The following is a 16,771-nucleotide window of genomic DNA, read 5'->3' as shown; positions in this document are numbered from 1 at the left end:
ATCAATGCCCTTCCTATCGGTCCGGCAGCAGCCATAGAGCGAGTTCCGGTGTCAGCGCAACCAAGATCCAGACGGCGATCAGTGAAATCAGATAAAGCGATGAATATCGCAGAAGCCTGAAATACGGCACGCCTGTCACACCTGACGCCACATACAGGTTCAACCCATACGGAGGCGTGATGAAACCAATCGACGCGCCCACAAGGAAGATCACCGAGAAGTGGATCGGATCAACGCCGACCGACGCTGCAATCGGCGCAAGGATCGGAGCTAGAATGATCGTGACGGGCAAGGACTCAAGGATCATGCCCGCCACAAAAACCATCGCCATGGCGGTGAATAGAACGGGGTAGTAACCGCCCATGCTGGTCACAAAGCTGCCGATCGTCTCTTGCGCACCCATCGCGGACAGGACCTGCTGCATAACCACGGAAACCGCGATCAGCGGGGCAAGGATGCCGGTGATCTGTGCTGACCGCACCACGATGGACGGGATGTCAAACAGGGTGAACCCTTCGACGACAAACATCGACGTCACCGACTTTTCCGATACAGGCGTGTCGGCATCCGTGCCCATCATTTTGTTCATGGGATAGGACAGCAAGCCCACGATGATGCAAAAGCCCACGGTGACGCCAGCGGCCTCGGTTGGAGAGAATTTGCCAGTGTAAATGCCCCACAGCACAAGACCGATAGCAAAAAAGCCAAGCCACGCGCCAATCGCGGTTTTTGTCACACGCATGAACGACAGGCGGATGAGATACCCCCAGCCGTTGATGGAACAGATCACAAAGCAGGTCACCATCATGCCCAGTACCATCAGCGTGCCCGGAATGATGCCCGCAACAAACAGATCGGAAATCGGCAGGTTCATCAAAAAGCCGTAGACGATAAAGATAATCGACGGCGGGATGATAATCCCCACTGTGCCGCCGGCCGCTGCTGTCGCTGCAGAGAACCGTTCGTCATAGCCGCCTTTGACCATTTCAGGATGCAGCATGGAGCCGATGGTGGCGGTTGTGGCCGAGTTCGAACCTGAAATCGCGGCGAACAAGCCGCAGGCGCCGATGGATGCCATCGCCAGACCACCGCGCAGCCAGCCAAGGCACGCATAGGCGAAATCGGATAATCGTCGGGCGATCCCTGATTTGTTGATCAGGTCCCCTGTCAGAATGAAAAGCGGCATCGCAAGCAGCGCAAAGCCCTTGTTGAACACGTTCAACATCTCCGCGCCCGTATTATCAAGCGGCAGATCGATCACAAAACTACAAGCCACAACCCAGTAGAAAATCACGAGAAGGACCGGTGTGCCCAGCATGAACAGGACTGTCACAGCAAGAGAGATCAGTGTGATAAGCGTGCTATCGGCCATCAGACATCACCTCCGATGACAGCCTGATTGATCAGGGGGCGGTTGTTGCGATAGTTGCTCCAGTCCTCGAAAAGGTTTTCGAAAACGCGCCCCGCCATCAGGATAAATGCAACGGGGATCGTAATCAGGAACCACCACTGCATGGTGTTATCGGTGCCCAGCACGATCTGGAAATTGGAATATGACCGGACAACCTCGCGCGAGACTGTCGTGATGACAATCATGCAGAACATCAGCCAAAGCACGGCATCAAGGCTAAGAACCGCGATCTGGCCCTTGCGCGAAAATTTGGTGCGGAATTCGTTAAAACTCAGGTGCGTCCGCAGGCGGACGTTGAACGAACAGCCATACCACGCCATGATCATAAAGATGAGCGGTGGCACAGTGGTAGACCAAGCCGGTTGGCCGGATAGGAAAAATCGCTGGATCACGCCCGAGAAGATAATCAGCGCCATCAGGATGTACGACCAGACGACAATCGTGCGTTCAAGGTTGCGTTCAAGCCACGGCACCGCGCGATAGAGATAATAAACAGCAAGCCCGCCAATCAGTGTCAGCGGAACAAAAACCACCCACGCTGCTTGCGACCGATATGCGTTCACCACCTGAAAATCGATATCACCACTGATTGTGCGCGTCACAATCGTGGCCGCGTCCCCCAAGATCGACATGCCACCCCTCCCGCTCTGTCATCTATGCCACCGGTTTGATGGTGGCTTATCTTGCGCGGTAAGGCCGCTTCGGGCAAGCACCCCAAGCGGCCAAACCAGTTTTTCGAGTGGCGTATTAGCCTTTCCACCAGCGTCGTGGCTCAACGTTCTCAGGCAAGGTGTTGGCGTCAATTGTGCGCACCTCGTCATAGATCTCCTGATAGGTGTCGGCACCACCCTGCCAGCCGTTGATCCGCTCGCGCCACTCTTCCCAAAGCTGCGGCTGGAACTCTGGCGAACACATCTCTTCGGCCTTGCGGATTTCAGCATCCGACAGGAACGCGTTGCGCACGTTGTTCTCGGCAAAGATTGTGCCTGGCAGCTGCGGATCGGACAGACCAACTGTTTTGACCAGCGCGGCCTCGTTTGCGGCCTGCACGTGTGTCTGCGCCCAATAGGACGATTCCATCACGGCATCCTGAAGATCACCCCCAAGACTATCGAAGACAGACGCGCTCATCGCGGTGTGCTCGGTGCCGCAGAAGAAGTTCAGGTGAACCGACTGGGACACAACTGGCGACATGTTGGCATAAGCCACAGCCGACGCCCATGTTTCAGCACCGTCGATCAGGCCCTGCTTGAGACCATCAAGCGTTTCTTCCCAAGCGATTGGCACAGGGTTCAGGTTTAGCGCGTTCATTGCGATCCGGCCAAGCTGCGTGCCGGTGACGCGGTTCTTGGTGCCGAACAGCTCTTCCACGGATGTAACCGTCGGCTTGTCTTCCCATGCCAGACCAAGCTGGATGCCGCGCAATTCTGCGTGGCTGAACAGGAATTTCAAACCGTGGTTGCGCTCGTAAGGTTCGCGCAGCATCGCCATCGACTTTGGCGAATACAGGAAGTGATACTGGTCCGCGCGGTTACGGAACATATAGGCGTAATCCAGCACGTTCAGATAAGGCGCACCGCCCGCAGAGTTCTGCGTGGATGCTGCGTAAATATCGACGATCCCCTGCTGGGTCTTTTCAACGCAGGATGTCTGGCCACAAATCTGGTTGTTGCCAATAAATTCGACCCGAATTTCGCCGTCTGTGCGGGCTTCAATGTCGCGTGCAAATTCCAGTGCGCCAGCACGTTCGATCAGCAGGTTCTGCGGGTTAAATCCGGCAGCACCGAACTTCAGCGTGAAGCGTGGCTCTTTTGAAAAGCGCCGCTCGTAGGTTGATTCTGCCGCCGAAGCGAGGTTGGCAGCAGTCATTGCGCCACCAAAAGCACCCGCAGCAAGCAGCGTGGAGCTCATGCCGTAAGTACCGGCAATCCTAAAGAAATCGCGTCGCGAGACACCATTGATCCGATTGTTAATTGTCATAGTTTCCTCCCATTTTGTCATTTATTGAGACATTTATTATCAAAAAAGACTAGATAAGTTTTTCACATCTGCATAGTGTTTTCTTCCAAGCGAAGGGAAAGCTGTCGTGAATGCAGATTACGTCATAGTTGGAGCGGGCTCTGCGGGGTGCGTTTTGGCCAACCGGCTTAGCGCCGATCCAAAGGCCAAAGTTGTTCTGCTCGAAGCCGGTCCCGCGGATCGCAATCCGTGGATTCACATCCCCGTTGGCTATTTCAAAACCATCCATAATCCCAAGGTGGACTGGTGCTACAAAACTGAACCCGATGAAGGTCTGAACGGCCGGTCCATCGAATGGCCGCGCGGCAAAGTGCTTGGCGGATCATCGTCGCTGAACGGACTTTTGTATGTGCGCGGGCAGCCGCAGGACTATGACCGCTGGGCGCAAATGGGGAACTCCGGCTGGGGCTGGGACGATGTGCTGCCGCTTTTCAAACGCTCGGAAAAGAACGAACGTGGCGCGGACGAATTTCACGGCGATCAGGGCAATCTGTCGGTGTCGAACATGCGCATCCAGCGGCCCATCACCGATGCCTGGGTCGCCGCCGCCCAGACCGCCGGCTATCCGTTTAACCCCGATTACAACGGCGCGCAGCAAGAGGGTGTCGGCTTTTTCCAACTGACCGCCCGCAACGGTCGGCGCTGTTCGTCAGCTGTCGCGTTTCTGAACCCGATCAAGTCGCGCAAGAACCTGACGATCATAACGCACGCCCATGTCGAACGTGTTGAGATTAAAGACAAACGCGCTGTGGCCGTTCACTACCGCGATCGTGCGGGCCAGACGCAAAAGATCACCGCAAACCGCGAGATCGTCCTTTCCGGTGGCGCGATCAATTCGCCCCAGCTTTTGATGCTGTCCGGTATCGGCGAAGTGGCGCAACTGTCGGATCACGGGATTGACGTGACCCAAGACCTGCCTGGTGTGGGCAAAAACATGCAAGACCATTTGCAGGCGCGTCTCGTTTACAAATGCAACGAACCGACCCTGAATGACGAGGTCGGCAGCCTCATGGGTCAGGCGCGGATCGGGCTGAAATACGCACTGTTTCGTTCAGGCCCGATGACAATGGCGGCAAGCCTCGCGACGGGTTTTCTGAAAACCCGCGATGATCTTGAAACGCCGGACATCCAGTTTCATGTTCAACCGCTGTCCGCCGAAAATCCTGGCAAAGGGGCCGATCCGTTTTCTGCATTCACCGTATCTGTGTGTCAGCTTCGACCCGAATCCAAAGGCGAAATCCGTCTGAGAAGCGCGAACGGTCGCGACTACCCGAAAATCATTCCGAACTATCTGTCGACAACCACTGACTGCCAAACATTGGTGGAGGGCGTTAAGATCGCACGCAGAATTTCGCGCTGTGCGCCGCTGACCTCGAAGATTTCGACCGAATTCCGGCCAAATCCGGAACTACCAATTGATGATGATGCGGCCACGCTGGATTGGATTCGCAACAACACCGCGTCCATTTACCACCCGACAGGCACCTGCAAAATGGGGCAGGACAAGATGGCAGTCGTCGATGACCGGTTGCGCGTGCACGGCATTCGCGGTCTGCGCGTGGCTGATTGTTCGATCATGCCAGAGATTGTGTCGGGCAACACAAACGCCCCCGCCATCATGATTGGCGAAAAGGCATCAGATCTAATCATCGCGGACAATCTCGCGGGCTGACCCCTCGCCCGTCAGATTAGCTGCGCATCCGTATGAAGTCAGGATCGTAGAGCGGTTGTGTGACGATCTGCGCGCCAACCATCTCGCCACACATGTCGATGCTCAACCCCGTTTCGTCGCCGCTGGTCTGGGGCGACACAAACGCATAGGCAAGGTTCATCCCAACACGGTGACCGTATTCACCCGACGTGACCGTCCCCACGACCTTCCCGTCACGCATGACAGATGCACCCGGGTGCGCGGGCGCGTGAGACGCCTCAACTTGCAACGTCACAAGCTGGGCGGTTGGTCCGTTTTTCTGCCGCGCAATCAATGCCGCCTTTCCGACAAAGTCGCCCTTGTCCAACTTCACGAACCGCGACAGCCCGGTCTCGAACGGGTCAAACTCTGTAATCAAGTCGGCCTTCCAGTGCAGGAACCCCATTTCCATCCGCATTGCCTCTACTGCGCGCGCACCAAAAAGCTTCAGGCCATGGTCGGCACCGGCCTCTTTTAGCGCGAGGTATGCTGCGTAAAGCGATGCGTTTGGCACATGGATTTCGTAGGCCAGCTCTCCGGAAAAGCTAACACCCATGACCGTGGCCGGGGCAAACCCGATGCAGCACTCGCGCACGGACAACCACGGAAACGCAGCCGCTGACCAGTCGCCGCGTGCACACTTTGCAAGGACATCGCGCGCTTTCGGTCCAGCCAGCACCAGTATCGTCTGGTCATTTGTAAGACTGCGCAACTGGACATCTTCACCATCTTTGACATGCGCTGCCAGCCAATCCATGTCGTGATATTCAGACGCAGCCGCTGACCCGTACCAAACCCGCGCTGGCCCGCGATCAGATGCAGGTAAATTGGCAAAGGTCGCTTCGGCTTTGACACAGCCATGGTGGTTCAGCAGATACCCCAGCCCGACGCGCCCGTCCCGCTTGGTCACGGTGCCACAAACCATTCGGTCCAGAAACGCGTGCCTGTCCGCGCCAGTGATCTCGATCCGGTTGAAGCCGTTTACCTCAGCCAGCCCGACATTGGCCTGCACATTTGCAATCTCTGCTGCGACAACATCGAATGCCTCGTCAAAGTCGAAGCTAAGGGTTGGATGAAAATCGGGCGACGGTTTGATGTAATCCACGCGCTCCCACCCGTTGACCACGGTAAACTCTGCACCTTCAGCGGCTAGAACGGGCGTCAGCGGCGTTGTCTTGGCGTTTCGGCCAGCAGGGCGGTGTTCGTGCGGAAAATGGAACCGGAATTCGTTTTGGTAATCCTCGATCGCCTTGCGCGCGGTCAATTCGACAGTTGCGTGTCCGGTAAAGCGGCGTGGATCGATGCACCATGTATCGTATTGCGCCTCACCATGCACGATCTGCTGAGCCAGAAGCCAGCCGTGCCCGCCCCCTTCGCCTAATCCGGCACGCAACCCGATAATGCAGAAGGCGTTGCGCTTGCCGGGGATCGGCCCGACCAATGGGGCGCCGTCAATCGTATAGGTGATAGGGCCGTTGACCACGCGCTTGATGCCAACGTCGGTCAAGGCCGGCATCCGTTCAAACGCACCTTCCAGCACGTCCATCACGCGGTCCAGATCATCGGGGCACAAATCGTTCGAGAACGCGGGGCTGATCCCGTCCATGCCCCACGTCTTGCAGTCCTGTTCATAAAATCCGACCAGCAGCCCGCCTTTCTCCTGACGTGAATAATAGTCGGAGATCGGGCATCGCAGCAGCGGCATCCTGTGGCCCGCTTCTGCGATGGCGGGAATGTCTTCGGTGATGAAATACTGATGCTCCATCGACGCGACAGGATGCTGCACCCCCATCATCGCACCGATTTCGTTCACGCGGTAGCCGCCCGCATTCACCACACAATCGCAATCGATATCGCCGTGTTCTGTGTGCACGGTCCAAGTATCGTCTTTGTGCCGGGTCAGCCCCGTGACAGGCGTATTGCGATAAACTTCGGCCCCTGCCTTGCGGGCGTGAAAGGCCAGCGCCTGACACAGTTGCGCCGGATCGATATCACCGTCTTCGCCATCCCACAGACCGCCTAGCAGATTGTCGGTCGAGATCAGCGGATGGCGGCGCGCACATTCCTGCGCATCGATCACCTCGTAGGTGACCCCCATGCCGCGCGCCATCGATGCAAAATGGCGATACCCCTGCATCTGTGCCTCGGTATTGGCCAGCCGGATACCGCCATCACCATGATGATAGCCCACCGGATAATCAGGATCGTCACGTAGTTTTTTGTAAAGCGCGATGGAGTGGGATTTTAGCCCCACCATCGTCTGGTTCATACCAAAGTTCGTGACTTGCGCTGCCGAATGCCACGTGGTGCCAGAGGTTAGCTCATCGCGTTCAACCAGAACGACATCTGTCCATCCCTCTTGGGTCAAATGATAAAGGGTCGAGCACCCCGCGATGCCACCACCGATCACAACGACTTTGGTTCTGGATTTCATGGCCTGCCCTGTAGTTATTCGCCGCGCAGTGTTGCACGCGACAGAACCGCTGGGACAAGATGTTTCTTTTGCAACCACGCGACAAAAGTGACTTGCGATCAAATCGGGTATCAACTGCCCGAACATACTCAAGCAAAACCGCGTGACTTTCCCATCAAGAATAAACCTTCAAGAGGATCGCAGAGACTGATGAAGCCGCGACTGGTTTGCACCGATGTCGGCATTGTCAAAAACGCGATGTTAGAACTGCAGGCAGTCGCAAATAACTTGCTGACACGATTTGAATGAGTAACGTCACAATCAGCAAAATCTATCATTGGGGTCCGAATGATAAAAAGCCGGTTCACGCTCAAGCAACTCGAGGCATTTGCCTTTGTCGTTGATACCGGAACGTTTCGGGCTGCGGCGGCGGCGCTTGGCACGACGCAACCCAATATCTCTGCGCGTATCACGGCACTCGAAACCGCACTCAATGTGGTCCTGCTCATCCGCGATGCAGGCCCTCTGCGATTGACGTCCGACGGTGAGAAATTGCTGCAAAAGACGCGCGAAGTTCTCTGGGCGGGAGAGGCGCTGATTGAGGAAGCCGGCCGTCAGGAATTGATCGAAGAAACACTCAGGCTTGGCGTCACGGAGCTTGTCGCCTGCACATGGTTGCAAGGATTTTTGCGCCTGATGAAAGACGCCTACCCCAAGCTGCGCATTCAGCTGGAGGTCGATCTTTCCACGGCCATCGAGACACGCCTGATGGAAGGGCAGCTTGATCTGGCGCTACAAACAGGTCCGTTCAAAACCAGAAACTTCACCAATGACGCTTTGGGTCAAGAGCACTACTGCTGGGTTGCCAATACCGAATTGCACCAACGCATCGATGACCAGCCCACTTTGGATCACCTGTTTGATCTGACCGTGATCACCCATGCCAAGCACACGCAGGCCTGTGCCGCGTTGCACAATGTAGCGAAGGCGCGTGGATTGGGTGCTGAGCGAATTGTGCACTCAAGCGCATTGTCCGCCTGCCTTCCCATGGTCCTTGAGGGCCTTGGTGTGGCACTCCTGCCCGAGCGGTTGGTCGCCGCAGAGGTGGTTGCCGGAAACCTGCATAAAATCCAAAGCGATTGGCTGCCTGATCCGTTGCTGTTTCATGCACGCTACGCCCCTGCCCGCGCGGCGCGCTATGTTCAGAAAGCGGCGCAGATCGCCAAAACGGCGATGGAGCACGATCAGCCAATCAATAAAATTGATTAGGGCGAAAGATTTAATCGATTTGATTAGTGCGCGCATTTCAGGCCATCTGCTTAGGTAACTCATTGCAGGAGCCTCAGATGGCAGCGACATCCATTCGTCTTGGCGTCGATATCGGCGGCACGTTTACAGACGTTGTTTTGGAAAAGGACGGTGTGCCGTTTTCGACCAAAGTGCTGACGACTTATGCCGCACCCGAGAATGCGATCATCGACGGAATGCATCAGGTTTGCGCCAAGGCGGGTGTCGCGCCCAGCGAGATTGACCAGATCATCCACGGCACGACCTTGGCGACGAATGCGCTGATCGAACGGCGTGGGGCCAAGACGGCCTTGATCACGACTGAAGGGTTCCGCGATGTAATCGAAATGCGCACTGAGTCGCGTTTTGAGCAATATGATCTCAATCTGAACCTGCCGGAGCCTCTCTTGCCGCGTCAGATGCGCTTTACTGTGGCGGGACGTGTAGATGCCAACGGCAAGGTCTTGGTCGATATCGACCGCGCAGAGGTCGAGGCCGTGGTGGACAAGATCGCTGCTGCCGGTTTTGAAAGCGTCGCAGTCGGCCTGATCCACTCTTACCTGAACCCCGCCCACGAAGAACTGGTGCGCGATGTTCTGGCCGAAAAACTGCCCGATGTCGCAGTGTCGATCTCGTCCGAAGTCAGCCCCCAAATGCGCGAGTACGAACGGTTTAACACCGTCGTCGCCAACGCCTACATCAAGCCGCTGATGGCCTCTTATCTGGGTCGTCTTGAGGATCGCCTGAAAGCGGAAGGCGTCGCCTGCCGCATCTTCCTGATGCACTCTGGCGGTGGGATTATCTCGATCCAGAACGCCGCCGATTTTCCCGTGCGTTTGGTCGAATCTGGCCCCGCCGGTGGTGCGGTATTCGCAGCCCACATCGCGGCGCGTTATGGTCTTGATAAGGTGCTGTCATTCGACATGGGTGGCACCACAGCCAAGATTTGCCTGATCAAAAATCAAACGCCAAAGACGTCACGGGTGTTTGAGGTTGCGCGCACTTACCGCTTCAAAAAGGGTTCCGGCATGCCCATCTCGATCCCCGTGATTGATATGGTCGAAATTGGCGCTGGCGGCGGATCACTGGCCCATGTGGATGCCATGCGCCAGATCCGTGTCGGCCCTGAAAGCGCGGGATCCGAGCCGGGCCCTGCGTGCTATGGCCGCGACGGAAAACGCCCCGCGGTAACGGACGCCGACCTTGTACTAGGCAAACTTGACCCTGATAATTTTGCGGGCGGATCAATCCAATTGCACCCCGACGCGTCCAAGGCCGCGTTGTCGCATCACGTTGGTGATACTCTGGACATGGATGCGGTTGAGGCGGCCTTTGGCCTGGCCGAGGTCGTGGACGAAAACATGGCCAACGCCGCCCGCGTGCATGCGGTCGAGAACGGTGAAGACTTATCCGAATACACGATGATCGCCTTTGGCGGCGCGGCCCCTTTGCATGCGGGCCGCTTGTGCGAAAAACTGGGCATTGACCGCTTGCTGGTCCCTCAAGGCGCGGGCGTAGGCTCCGCCATCGGATTCTTGCGTGCACCGTTTTCGTTCGAGGCAAACCGCTCTGTCTATATGAAGCTGAGCGATTTTGACGGAGACCGGATCAAGTCCCTGCTGAGCGACTTGAAGACCGAGGCAACCGGATTTGTGCGCACCTGCGACGCCGTCAGCCCGATCCTGTCGGAGTTCAAAGTTTACATGCGCTACACAGGCCAAGGCTGGGAAATCCCGATTGAGCTGACCGAAGAACAAGCCATGGCCCCGGATGCGGCGACCTTCGAGGCGCGGTTCATCGAAGACTACACCAAGCTGTTTGGCCGCCCCGTCGCGGGGATGGATATCGAGATCACGGTCTGGTCCGTCAATGCAACGACACCTCCTGAAGAGGTCGCGCGTATCGCACAAACGGGCGGGGCCGATACCGCCACAAGCAACGAAGCGCGCCAGATTTTTGACGCAGCATCGGGCAAGTACCTTGATGCGCAGATCGTCGATCGCTCGGCCATGGCGGCGGGCCAGCGCGCTGCCGGTCCTGTGGCGGTGGTTGAGGACGAGACAACGATCATCGTGCCTGCAAGCCGCGACGCCATCTGCCAGCCTGACGGCTGTATCGACATTGTGAGAAAGGGATAAGCGCGATGACACAAGAGCATTCAACAGTCGCCTATCAGGTCATGTGGAACCGCCTGATTTCCGTGGTCGAGGAACAGGCGCAAGCCTTGGTCCGCACAGCCTTCTCCACCTCTGTGCGCGAAGCAGGTGACCTGTCAGCAGGTGTCTATGACGTTGATGGTCAGATGCTGGCACAGGCCGTCACCGGTACGCCTGGCCACGTGAACGCAATGGCCGACGCAGTAGCCCATTTCATCCGCCGCATTGGTCGCGATAAGATCCACGAGGGCGACGTCTATATCACCAATGATCCGTGGGAAGGCACAGGCCATCTGCACGACATCACGATGGTCACGCCGTCATTTCACAATGGCAGTCACGTCGGCTTTTTCGCCTGCACCGCGCATATCGTGGACATCGGCGGGCGCGGGTTTGGGGCGGATGCAGCCAGCGTCTATGAAGAAGGCCTCTACATTCCGATCATGAAATTTGCAGATCGTGGAGAGGTGGACGAAACCCTGACCCGCATCATTCGTGGCAACGTGCGCGAGCCGGATCAGTTGATCGGGGATATCTACGCGCTTGCGACCTGTAATGAGATCGGCCACCGCCGCCTGATCGACATGATGGAGGAGTTTGCGCTCACGGATCTGAACGGCATCGCGGCTTTCATCCTCGACAATTCCCGCCGAGCAACAATCGAACGGATCGCCGCCCTACCACAAAAATCCGCGCAGGGCGAGATGACGATGGACGGCTTTGACCGCGCCATCACGCTCAAGGTTAAAGTCAGTGTGGAAGGCGACCGCATCGTGTCGGACTTCACAGGCTCTACGGGGCTGGACAAAAAGGGCATCAACTGCCCGCTGGTCTATGCCAAGGCCTACGCATGCTACGCATTGAAGGTGGCCATCGCGCCCGAAATCCCCAATAACGCAGCAAGCCTTGCGCCGTTTGAGATTACCGCGCCCGAGAACACAATCGTCAACGCCTTGCACCCCGCGCCAGTGGCCCTGCGCCATATCGTCGGCCACTTCGTGCCGGATGCGGTTTACGACGCCTTTGACAAGATTGTTCCTGGCCTGGTTCCGGCTGAGGGCGCGGGATGTTTGTGCAATTTCCAAGTCTCGTTGCGCCCCCGCACAGATGCCCCTGCCCCCGCAGACGCGCGGCGCTCCGAAGTGCTGACTTTCAACTCCGGTGGCTCTGGCGCGCGGCCTGAACATGATGGTTTGAACGCAACGGCCTTCCCGTCGGGTGTGATGACGATGCCGATTGAGGCCACCGAACACGCTGGCCCCGTGATCATTTGGCGCAAAGAATTGCGATCCGACTCAGGCGGCGCAGGCAAGACGCGCGGCGGCCTTGGCCAACACATGGAAGTCGGTGCGCAGGAAGGTCACGAGTTTGACATCCAGGCCATGTTTGACCGCGTCGATCACCCCGCACGTGGACGGCGCGGCGGCGGTGCGGGTGCGCCTACGACCATCGTGCAAGATGATGGCACCCCGATGAACGGTAAAGGCAAACAATTCGTGGCCCACGGGCGCCGCGTGGTCATGGCTTTCCCCGGCGGTGCTGGCTACGGCGACCCTGCGGAGCGGCCCATCGCCCAAGTTAAACGCGATCTCGCGCGTGGCTATATCTCGGCCGAAACGGCGGCACGCGTTTACAACTTACCTGCGGCAGATATCGCCGATATTGAAGCGGCTGTCGCAAAAGGAGACGCAGTATGAAGACCCAAGCGCCACAAAACACATCCTACGACATCATCATCATCGGAGGCGCGATGATGGGTGCATCGGCGGCCTGGTTCCTGTCAGATGACAAGGACTTCGACGGCAAGGTCCTCGTTGTGGACCGCGATCTGAGTTACGAAAACACATCAACGATGCACACCAATTCGTGCATGCGCCAGCAGTTCTCGGGCGAGTTGAATGTGCGCATCAGCCAGTTTGCAGCGGATTTCGTCAAGAACCTCCCGCGCTATATGGGCAACGACGACCGCGTGCCGGAGCTGTCCATCCGCTCGTTCGGTTACATGTATCTTGCGGACAACGAAGGCTTTGCCGATGTGCTGCGCGAAAGCCAAAAGGTGCAGGTTGCAGCCGGTGCCGCGACCCAATTGATGACGCCAGACCAGATCAAGGCCGCCTACCCGTTCTACAACGTCGACGACATCGTCTTAGGGTCGATCAACCTCGTGGACGAAGGCCTTTGGGATGCCACTGCCGTATTCGATTGGTGGCGCAAATCGGCGCGCGAACGTGGTGTGGAATACATTGAGAACGAAGTCGTGGCGATCACCAAGAACGCGGCGGGCACGCGCGTCGAAAGCGTGACCCTCAAATCAGGTGAAGTCATCGCTTGCGGTCAGGTTTTGAACGCATCTGGTCCACGGGCCTCCCGCACCGCTAAAATGGCGGGCATCACCGTGCCGGTCGAGCCGCGCAAACGGTATTCGTGGATTTTCTCAGCCGAGAAACCACTAGACCGTGACCTGCCGCTGACGATTGACCCCTCCGGCGTGCACGTGCGCGAAAACGGCGGCGGCACCTATCAGTGTGGTGGGCATTCCGACATTGATCCGGCGGTGGATTACGATGATTTCGCGATGGATCACAGCATGTGGGAAAACCACGTCTGGCCGATCCTTGCCACACGTATCCCTCAGTTTGAGGCGATCAAAGTGCAGTCGGAATGGGGTGGGCACTACGCGATGAACACCTTTGATCACAACGCCATCTTGGGTCCGCATACGGAGGTCGAAAACTTCTTCTTCCTCAACGGATTTTCCGGCCACGGCCTTCAGCAATCCCCGGCAATGGGGCGTGGCACGGCCGAGATCATGGTGCATGGCGCGTACAAAACGCTGGATATGTCGCAATTCCATTTTGATCGTATCCCTGCGGGTCGCAAGATCATTGAAAAGGCGATCATCTGACGATGCGGGCTCAAAGTCCGATCATCCACGCAGTGCGACGCGTCTATCGCTGGAGTTCCGCGACCAGAAAATCATAGACGCGTCGGATGCGGCGGCTGGTGGTGACTTCGCGGTGGGCGACAAGCCAGATGGGGAACGACAGCGGCTCAAGGTCAGGCAAAACGCGCACCACGCTTGGCTCTGCATCGCCAATCTGGGCGTCCAAAATTCCGATGGCGGCGCCCTGTTTCACAAGTTCCCACATCACCAGATAGCTTTCTGTCAGCAGAGGGAAGTTTGCCTCTGTCAGGCCAAGCCCAAGGCTGTTCAACCCTTTCAGCATCCCCCCGGTGCGATCCATGTTGATGAAATCCGCATGTCGCAAGTCATACGGCGTTTGGGGATTGCCAAGCGTTGCCACGTAATCCGGCGCGGCATAAAGAACCGCATCAGCCGTGCCGATCTTCTTGGCGATCAGGTCGGGTTCTGTCGGACGGAAATTACGGATCGCGATGTCAGCCTCACGACGCAGCAAATCGCTTGCGCGGTTGGAAACAACAATCTCGACCTGTATCCCAGGCTCTTCCAGCCGAAGCTTCGTCACAATCGGGGGGAGCAGGACAGCCGCATAGGTTTCGCTTGCTGAAATACTGATCGGCCCTTCAAGCGCTTGGGATTGGCCCAGCGCGGTCAGTGACACACGACCCGCCGCCTCGCCCATGCCGCGCACATGTTCCAGCAGTTCCATACCACTTGGCGTCAGCGTCAGACCACGCCCGACACGTTCGAACAGCACAACACCCAGTTCTTTCTCAAATCCATCGACCTGACGTCCGAGCGTCGGTTGCGCCATGCCCAGCGCACGCGCGGCCGCAGAAAGTGAGCCTTCTTCCGCCGTTACGAGGAAGGCACGCGCCTTGTTCCAGTCAAATTTTACCGACCGCCAATCCATGCAAATCTGCATACCAAAATTAGAGATTTGGTCAATTCGCATAGGTGCCAGTCGGGCGTACACCTCATTCCAAGATTTCACGCAACGCTCAACCGATCTTGAAAGGAAGTGACATGACCCAATCAACACAACACTGGGATGCCAAAGCGGCCCGCACCGCAGGCGGGCTCTATCTGGCCATTGCCGTTTGCGGCGGCTTCAGCATTGGATACGTGCCGATGCACATCGTGGGTGGCGATGGCGCGACCTCCAGCGCCAACCTACTAGCCAATCAAGGCCTGTTTCGACTGGGTGTCTTGGCTGACAGTGCCGTCATCCTGTTTGAACTGACGATCACCGCGATCCTTTACCAGATGTTCCGGCGCGTAGGCCCAAAGATGGCCATGACCGCGCTGATTGCACGGGCGGGCATGATTACCGTGATGGGCATCAACCTGCTGTTTTGGGTCATGCCGTATTTCTTGCTCACGCAGGCGGCCGGATGGGACACTGCGCAGCTTCACGCGATGGTGCAGTTTTGCTTTGAGGCGCACGCGATGGGCGTTTTTGTCTGGCAGCTCTTCTTTGGTGCTCATCTGCTGGCGCTTGGATGGCTCATCCTAAAATCCGATGTGGTGCCACATATTCTGGGACGCGGACTGTTCATTGGGGCCTTCGGCTATCTGATCCAAGGCGTCGCTAAACTGACTTTCATCGATGTGGCCGCCATCAACTACACCTTCATCGTGCTACTGGTCATCGTTTCTGTGTCGGAAATCAGCTTCGGCCTTTGGCTGCTGATCCGCGGTGGTCGCTTCACCTCGAAAACCTAACAGCCTGCACAAGCTGCGGCGTAAAGGAGATCACTCATGCTTGCCTACTCTTATACGCGATACGGATCTGCCGACGTGATCACACAGGTTGAAGTTCCCACACCAGAAATCAAGCCAAGCGAGGTTCTGGTCAGGGTCTATGCGACAACTGTCAGCGCGGGTGACTGGCGGGCTCGCAGCCTGACAATGCCGAGAGGGCTCGGATTTGTGGGTCGGCTGGTTTTCGGGATCACCGGTCCCCGCCGACCCATCCTCGGAACCGAGTTCTCGGGCGTGATTGAAAAGGTCGGGACGAACGTTTCCAACTTTCAAACCGGCGATGCGGTGATTGGATTTCCGGGCGCAAGCTTCGGCGCACATGCAGAGCTTATTGCAATGCCGGCGGATGGAAAGCTGATCAAAAAGCCTGATGTCCTCAGCTTCTCTCAGGCCGCCGCTATACCGTTTGGTGGCACGACGGCTTATGACTTCCTCGTCAACAAGGCCAAGCTACAATCCGGTGACAAAATCCTGATCAATGGAGCATCCGGCGCCGTGGGGTCCGCGAGCGTGCAAATCGCAAAGCATTTTGGCGCGCATGTCACAGCGGTTTCCAGCGGTAAGAATGCCGATCTTGTGCGGAGCCTTGGCGCGGATCGGGTCATCGACTACCGGACGCAGCATGTCGTCGAAACTGGTGTCCATTATGACATGGTCATTGACACGGTCGGCACTTTGCCATGGTCACGCGCCCAACACGCCATCCGACGCGGCGGGAAAATGGTGCTTATCGCAGGCGAGACCTCTGACATGATCTTTGGTGGCCTCAAGGCAGCGCTCAAGGGCAAAAAGATGGTCGGCGGTGTCGCATCAGAAAGCCGCGATGTTCTGGAAGCCGTGGTCGATCTTGCCAAGCATGGTTTCTTTACACCGGTGATCGACAGAAATTACGGGTTTGACGATATGAACGCTGCCCATGCGCACGTCGACACCGGACGCAAGCGCGGCAATGTTGTTGTCACCGTGGCCCCATTGCCAATAACAGCAAAGGTGGCCTAGCGCCTCGCGCGATTGGCGCAGGCTTTGCAGTCGGGCGCCACTTTCGCAGTCTCGGTTGATATAAACGTGGGTCGGGCCTTAGTCTTTCATCAGGCCACCAGATTGAGGT

The 16,771-nt window shown here is 57.3% G+C and carries 12 protein-coding genes; 7 read left to right on the top strand and 5 right to left on the bottom strand.

Features of this window, described 5'->3' with window-relative positions; translation table 11 throughout:
* Window positions 1-13: 13 nt before the first annotated feature.
* The 3 genes from V8J84_RS16005 to V8J84_RS15995 all read right to left on the bottom strand — a co-directional run bounded on the left by V8J84_RS16005 (window position 14) and on the right by V8J84_RS15995 (window position 3,391).
* Window positions 14-1,372 (bottom strand): TRAP transporter large permease, encoded by a 1,359-nt coding sequence (locus V8J84_RS16005; RefSeq protein WP_339932990.1) that lies wholly within the window; start codon window positions 1,370-1,372, stop codon window positions 14-16.
* Window positions 1,372-2,043 carry a TRAP transporter small permease gene (locus tag V8J84_RS16000; protein WP_339932988.1) on the bottom strand — a complete coding sequence of 224 codons (672 nt, stop codon included), beginning with the start codon at window positions 2,041-2,043 and terminating at the stop codon, window positions 1,372-1,374. Before V8J84_RS16000 ends, V8J84_RS16005 begins: the two co-directional genes overlap by 1 nt.
* 115 nt (window positions 2,044-2,158) lie before the next feature.
* Window positions 2,159-3,391: a TRAP transporter substrate-binding protein gene (locus V8J84_RS15995; RefSeq protein WP_339932986.1), complete on the bottom strand. Its 1,233-nt coding sequence runs from the start codon at window positions 3,389-3,391 to the stop codon at window positions 2,159-2,161.
* A 106-nt stretch (window positions 3,392-3,497) separates the two neighbouring features.
* Here V8J84_RS15995 and V8J84_RS15990 point away from each other — a divergent pair, with 106 nt between their 5' ends.
* A complete protein-coding gene (locus V8J84_RS15990; protein ID WP_339932984.1) occupies window positions 3,498-5,102 on the top strand; it encodes a GMC family oxidoreductase in 1,605 nt (534 codons plus the stop codon).
* Window positions 5,103-5,118: 16 nt separating this feature from the next.
* Here V8J84_RS15990 and V8J84_RS15985 read toward each other — a convergent pair whose 3' ends face one another.
* A complete protein-coding gene (locus V8J84_RS15985) occupies window positions 5,119-7,554 on the bottom strand; it encodes a GcvT family protein (RefSeq protein WP_339932982.1) in 2,436 nt (811 codons plus the stop codon).
* A gap of 327 nt (window positions 7,555-7,881) precedes the next feature.
* Between V8J84_RS15985 and V8J84_RS15980 the strand changes: the two genes are divergently transcribed.
* From V8J84_RS15980 to V8J84_RS15965, 4 genes are all read left to right on the top strand, one after another.
* Window positions 7,882-8,802, top strand: a complete 921-nt coding sequence (locus V8J84_RS15980; RefSeq protein ID WP_339932980.1) for a LysR family transcriptional regulator — start codon at window positions 7,882-7,884, stop codon at window positions 8,800-8,802.
* Between the two features lie 77 nt (window positions 8,803-8,879).
* Complete coding sequence (locus V8J84_RS15975; RefSeq protein WP_339932978.1) at window positions 8,880-10,958, top strand: hydantoinase/oxoprolinase family protein; 2,079 nt, start codon at window positions 8,880-8,882, stop codon at window positions 10,956-10,958.
* 5 nt (window positions 10,959-10,963) lie between these two features.
* Window positions 10,964-12,673 (top strand): hydantoinase B/oxoprolinase family protein, encoded by a 1,710-nt coding sequence (locus V8J84_RS15970; RefSeq protein WP_339932976.1) that lies wholly within the window; start codon window positions 10,964-10,966, stop codon window positions 12,671-12,673.
* The gene (locus tag V8J84_RS15965; RefSeq protein WP_339932974.1) at window positions 12,670-13,881 is read left to right on the top strand and encodes an NAD(P)/FAD-dependent oxidoreductase; all 1,212 of its coding nucleotides are present in this window, start codon (window positions 12,670-12,672) and stop codon (window positions 13,879-13,881) included. The genes V8J84_RS15970 and V8J84_RS15965 overlap by 4 nt, the downstream gene beginning before the upstream one ends.
* 43 nt (window positions 13,882-13,924) lie before the next feature.
* On the opposite strand, the gene V8J84_RS15960 is transcribed toward V8J84_RS15965, so the two are convergent.
* The gene (locus V8J84_RS15960) at window positions 13,925-14,824 is read right to left on the bottom strand and encodes a LysR family transcriptional regulator (protein ID WP_339933168.1); all 900 of its coding nucleotides are present in this window, start codon (window positions 14,822-14,824) and stop codon (window positions 13,925-13,927) included.
* Between the two features lie 101 nt (window positions 14,825-14,925).
* Between V8J84_RS15960 and V8J84_RS15955 the strand changes: the two genes are divergently transcribed.
* The gene (locus V8J84_RS15955; protein WP_339932972.1) at window positions 14,926-15,624 is read left to right on the top strand and encodes a DUF4386 domain-containing protein; all 699 of its coding nucleotides are present in this window, start codon (window positions 14,926-14,928) and stop codon (window positions 15,622-15,624) included.
* Between the two features lie 36 nt (window positions 15,625-15,660).
* On the top strand, window positions 15,661-16,662 hold the full coding sequence (locus V8J84_RS15950; protein WP_339932970.1) for an NAD(P)-dependent alcohol dehydrogenase: 1,002 nt from the start codon (window positions 15,661-15,663) through the stop codon (window positions 16,660-16,662).
* Window positions 16,663-16,771 lie beyond the last annotated feature (109 nt).

Source organism: Yoonia sp. 208BN28-4 (assembly GCF_037543925.1).
Lineage (GTDB): Bacteria > Pseudomonadota > Alphaproteobacteria > Rhodobacterales > Rhodobacteraceae > Yoonia.
Note: the sequence above shows the minus strand (reverse complement) of the source record. Positions and strands in the feature narration are given on the sequence as shown.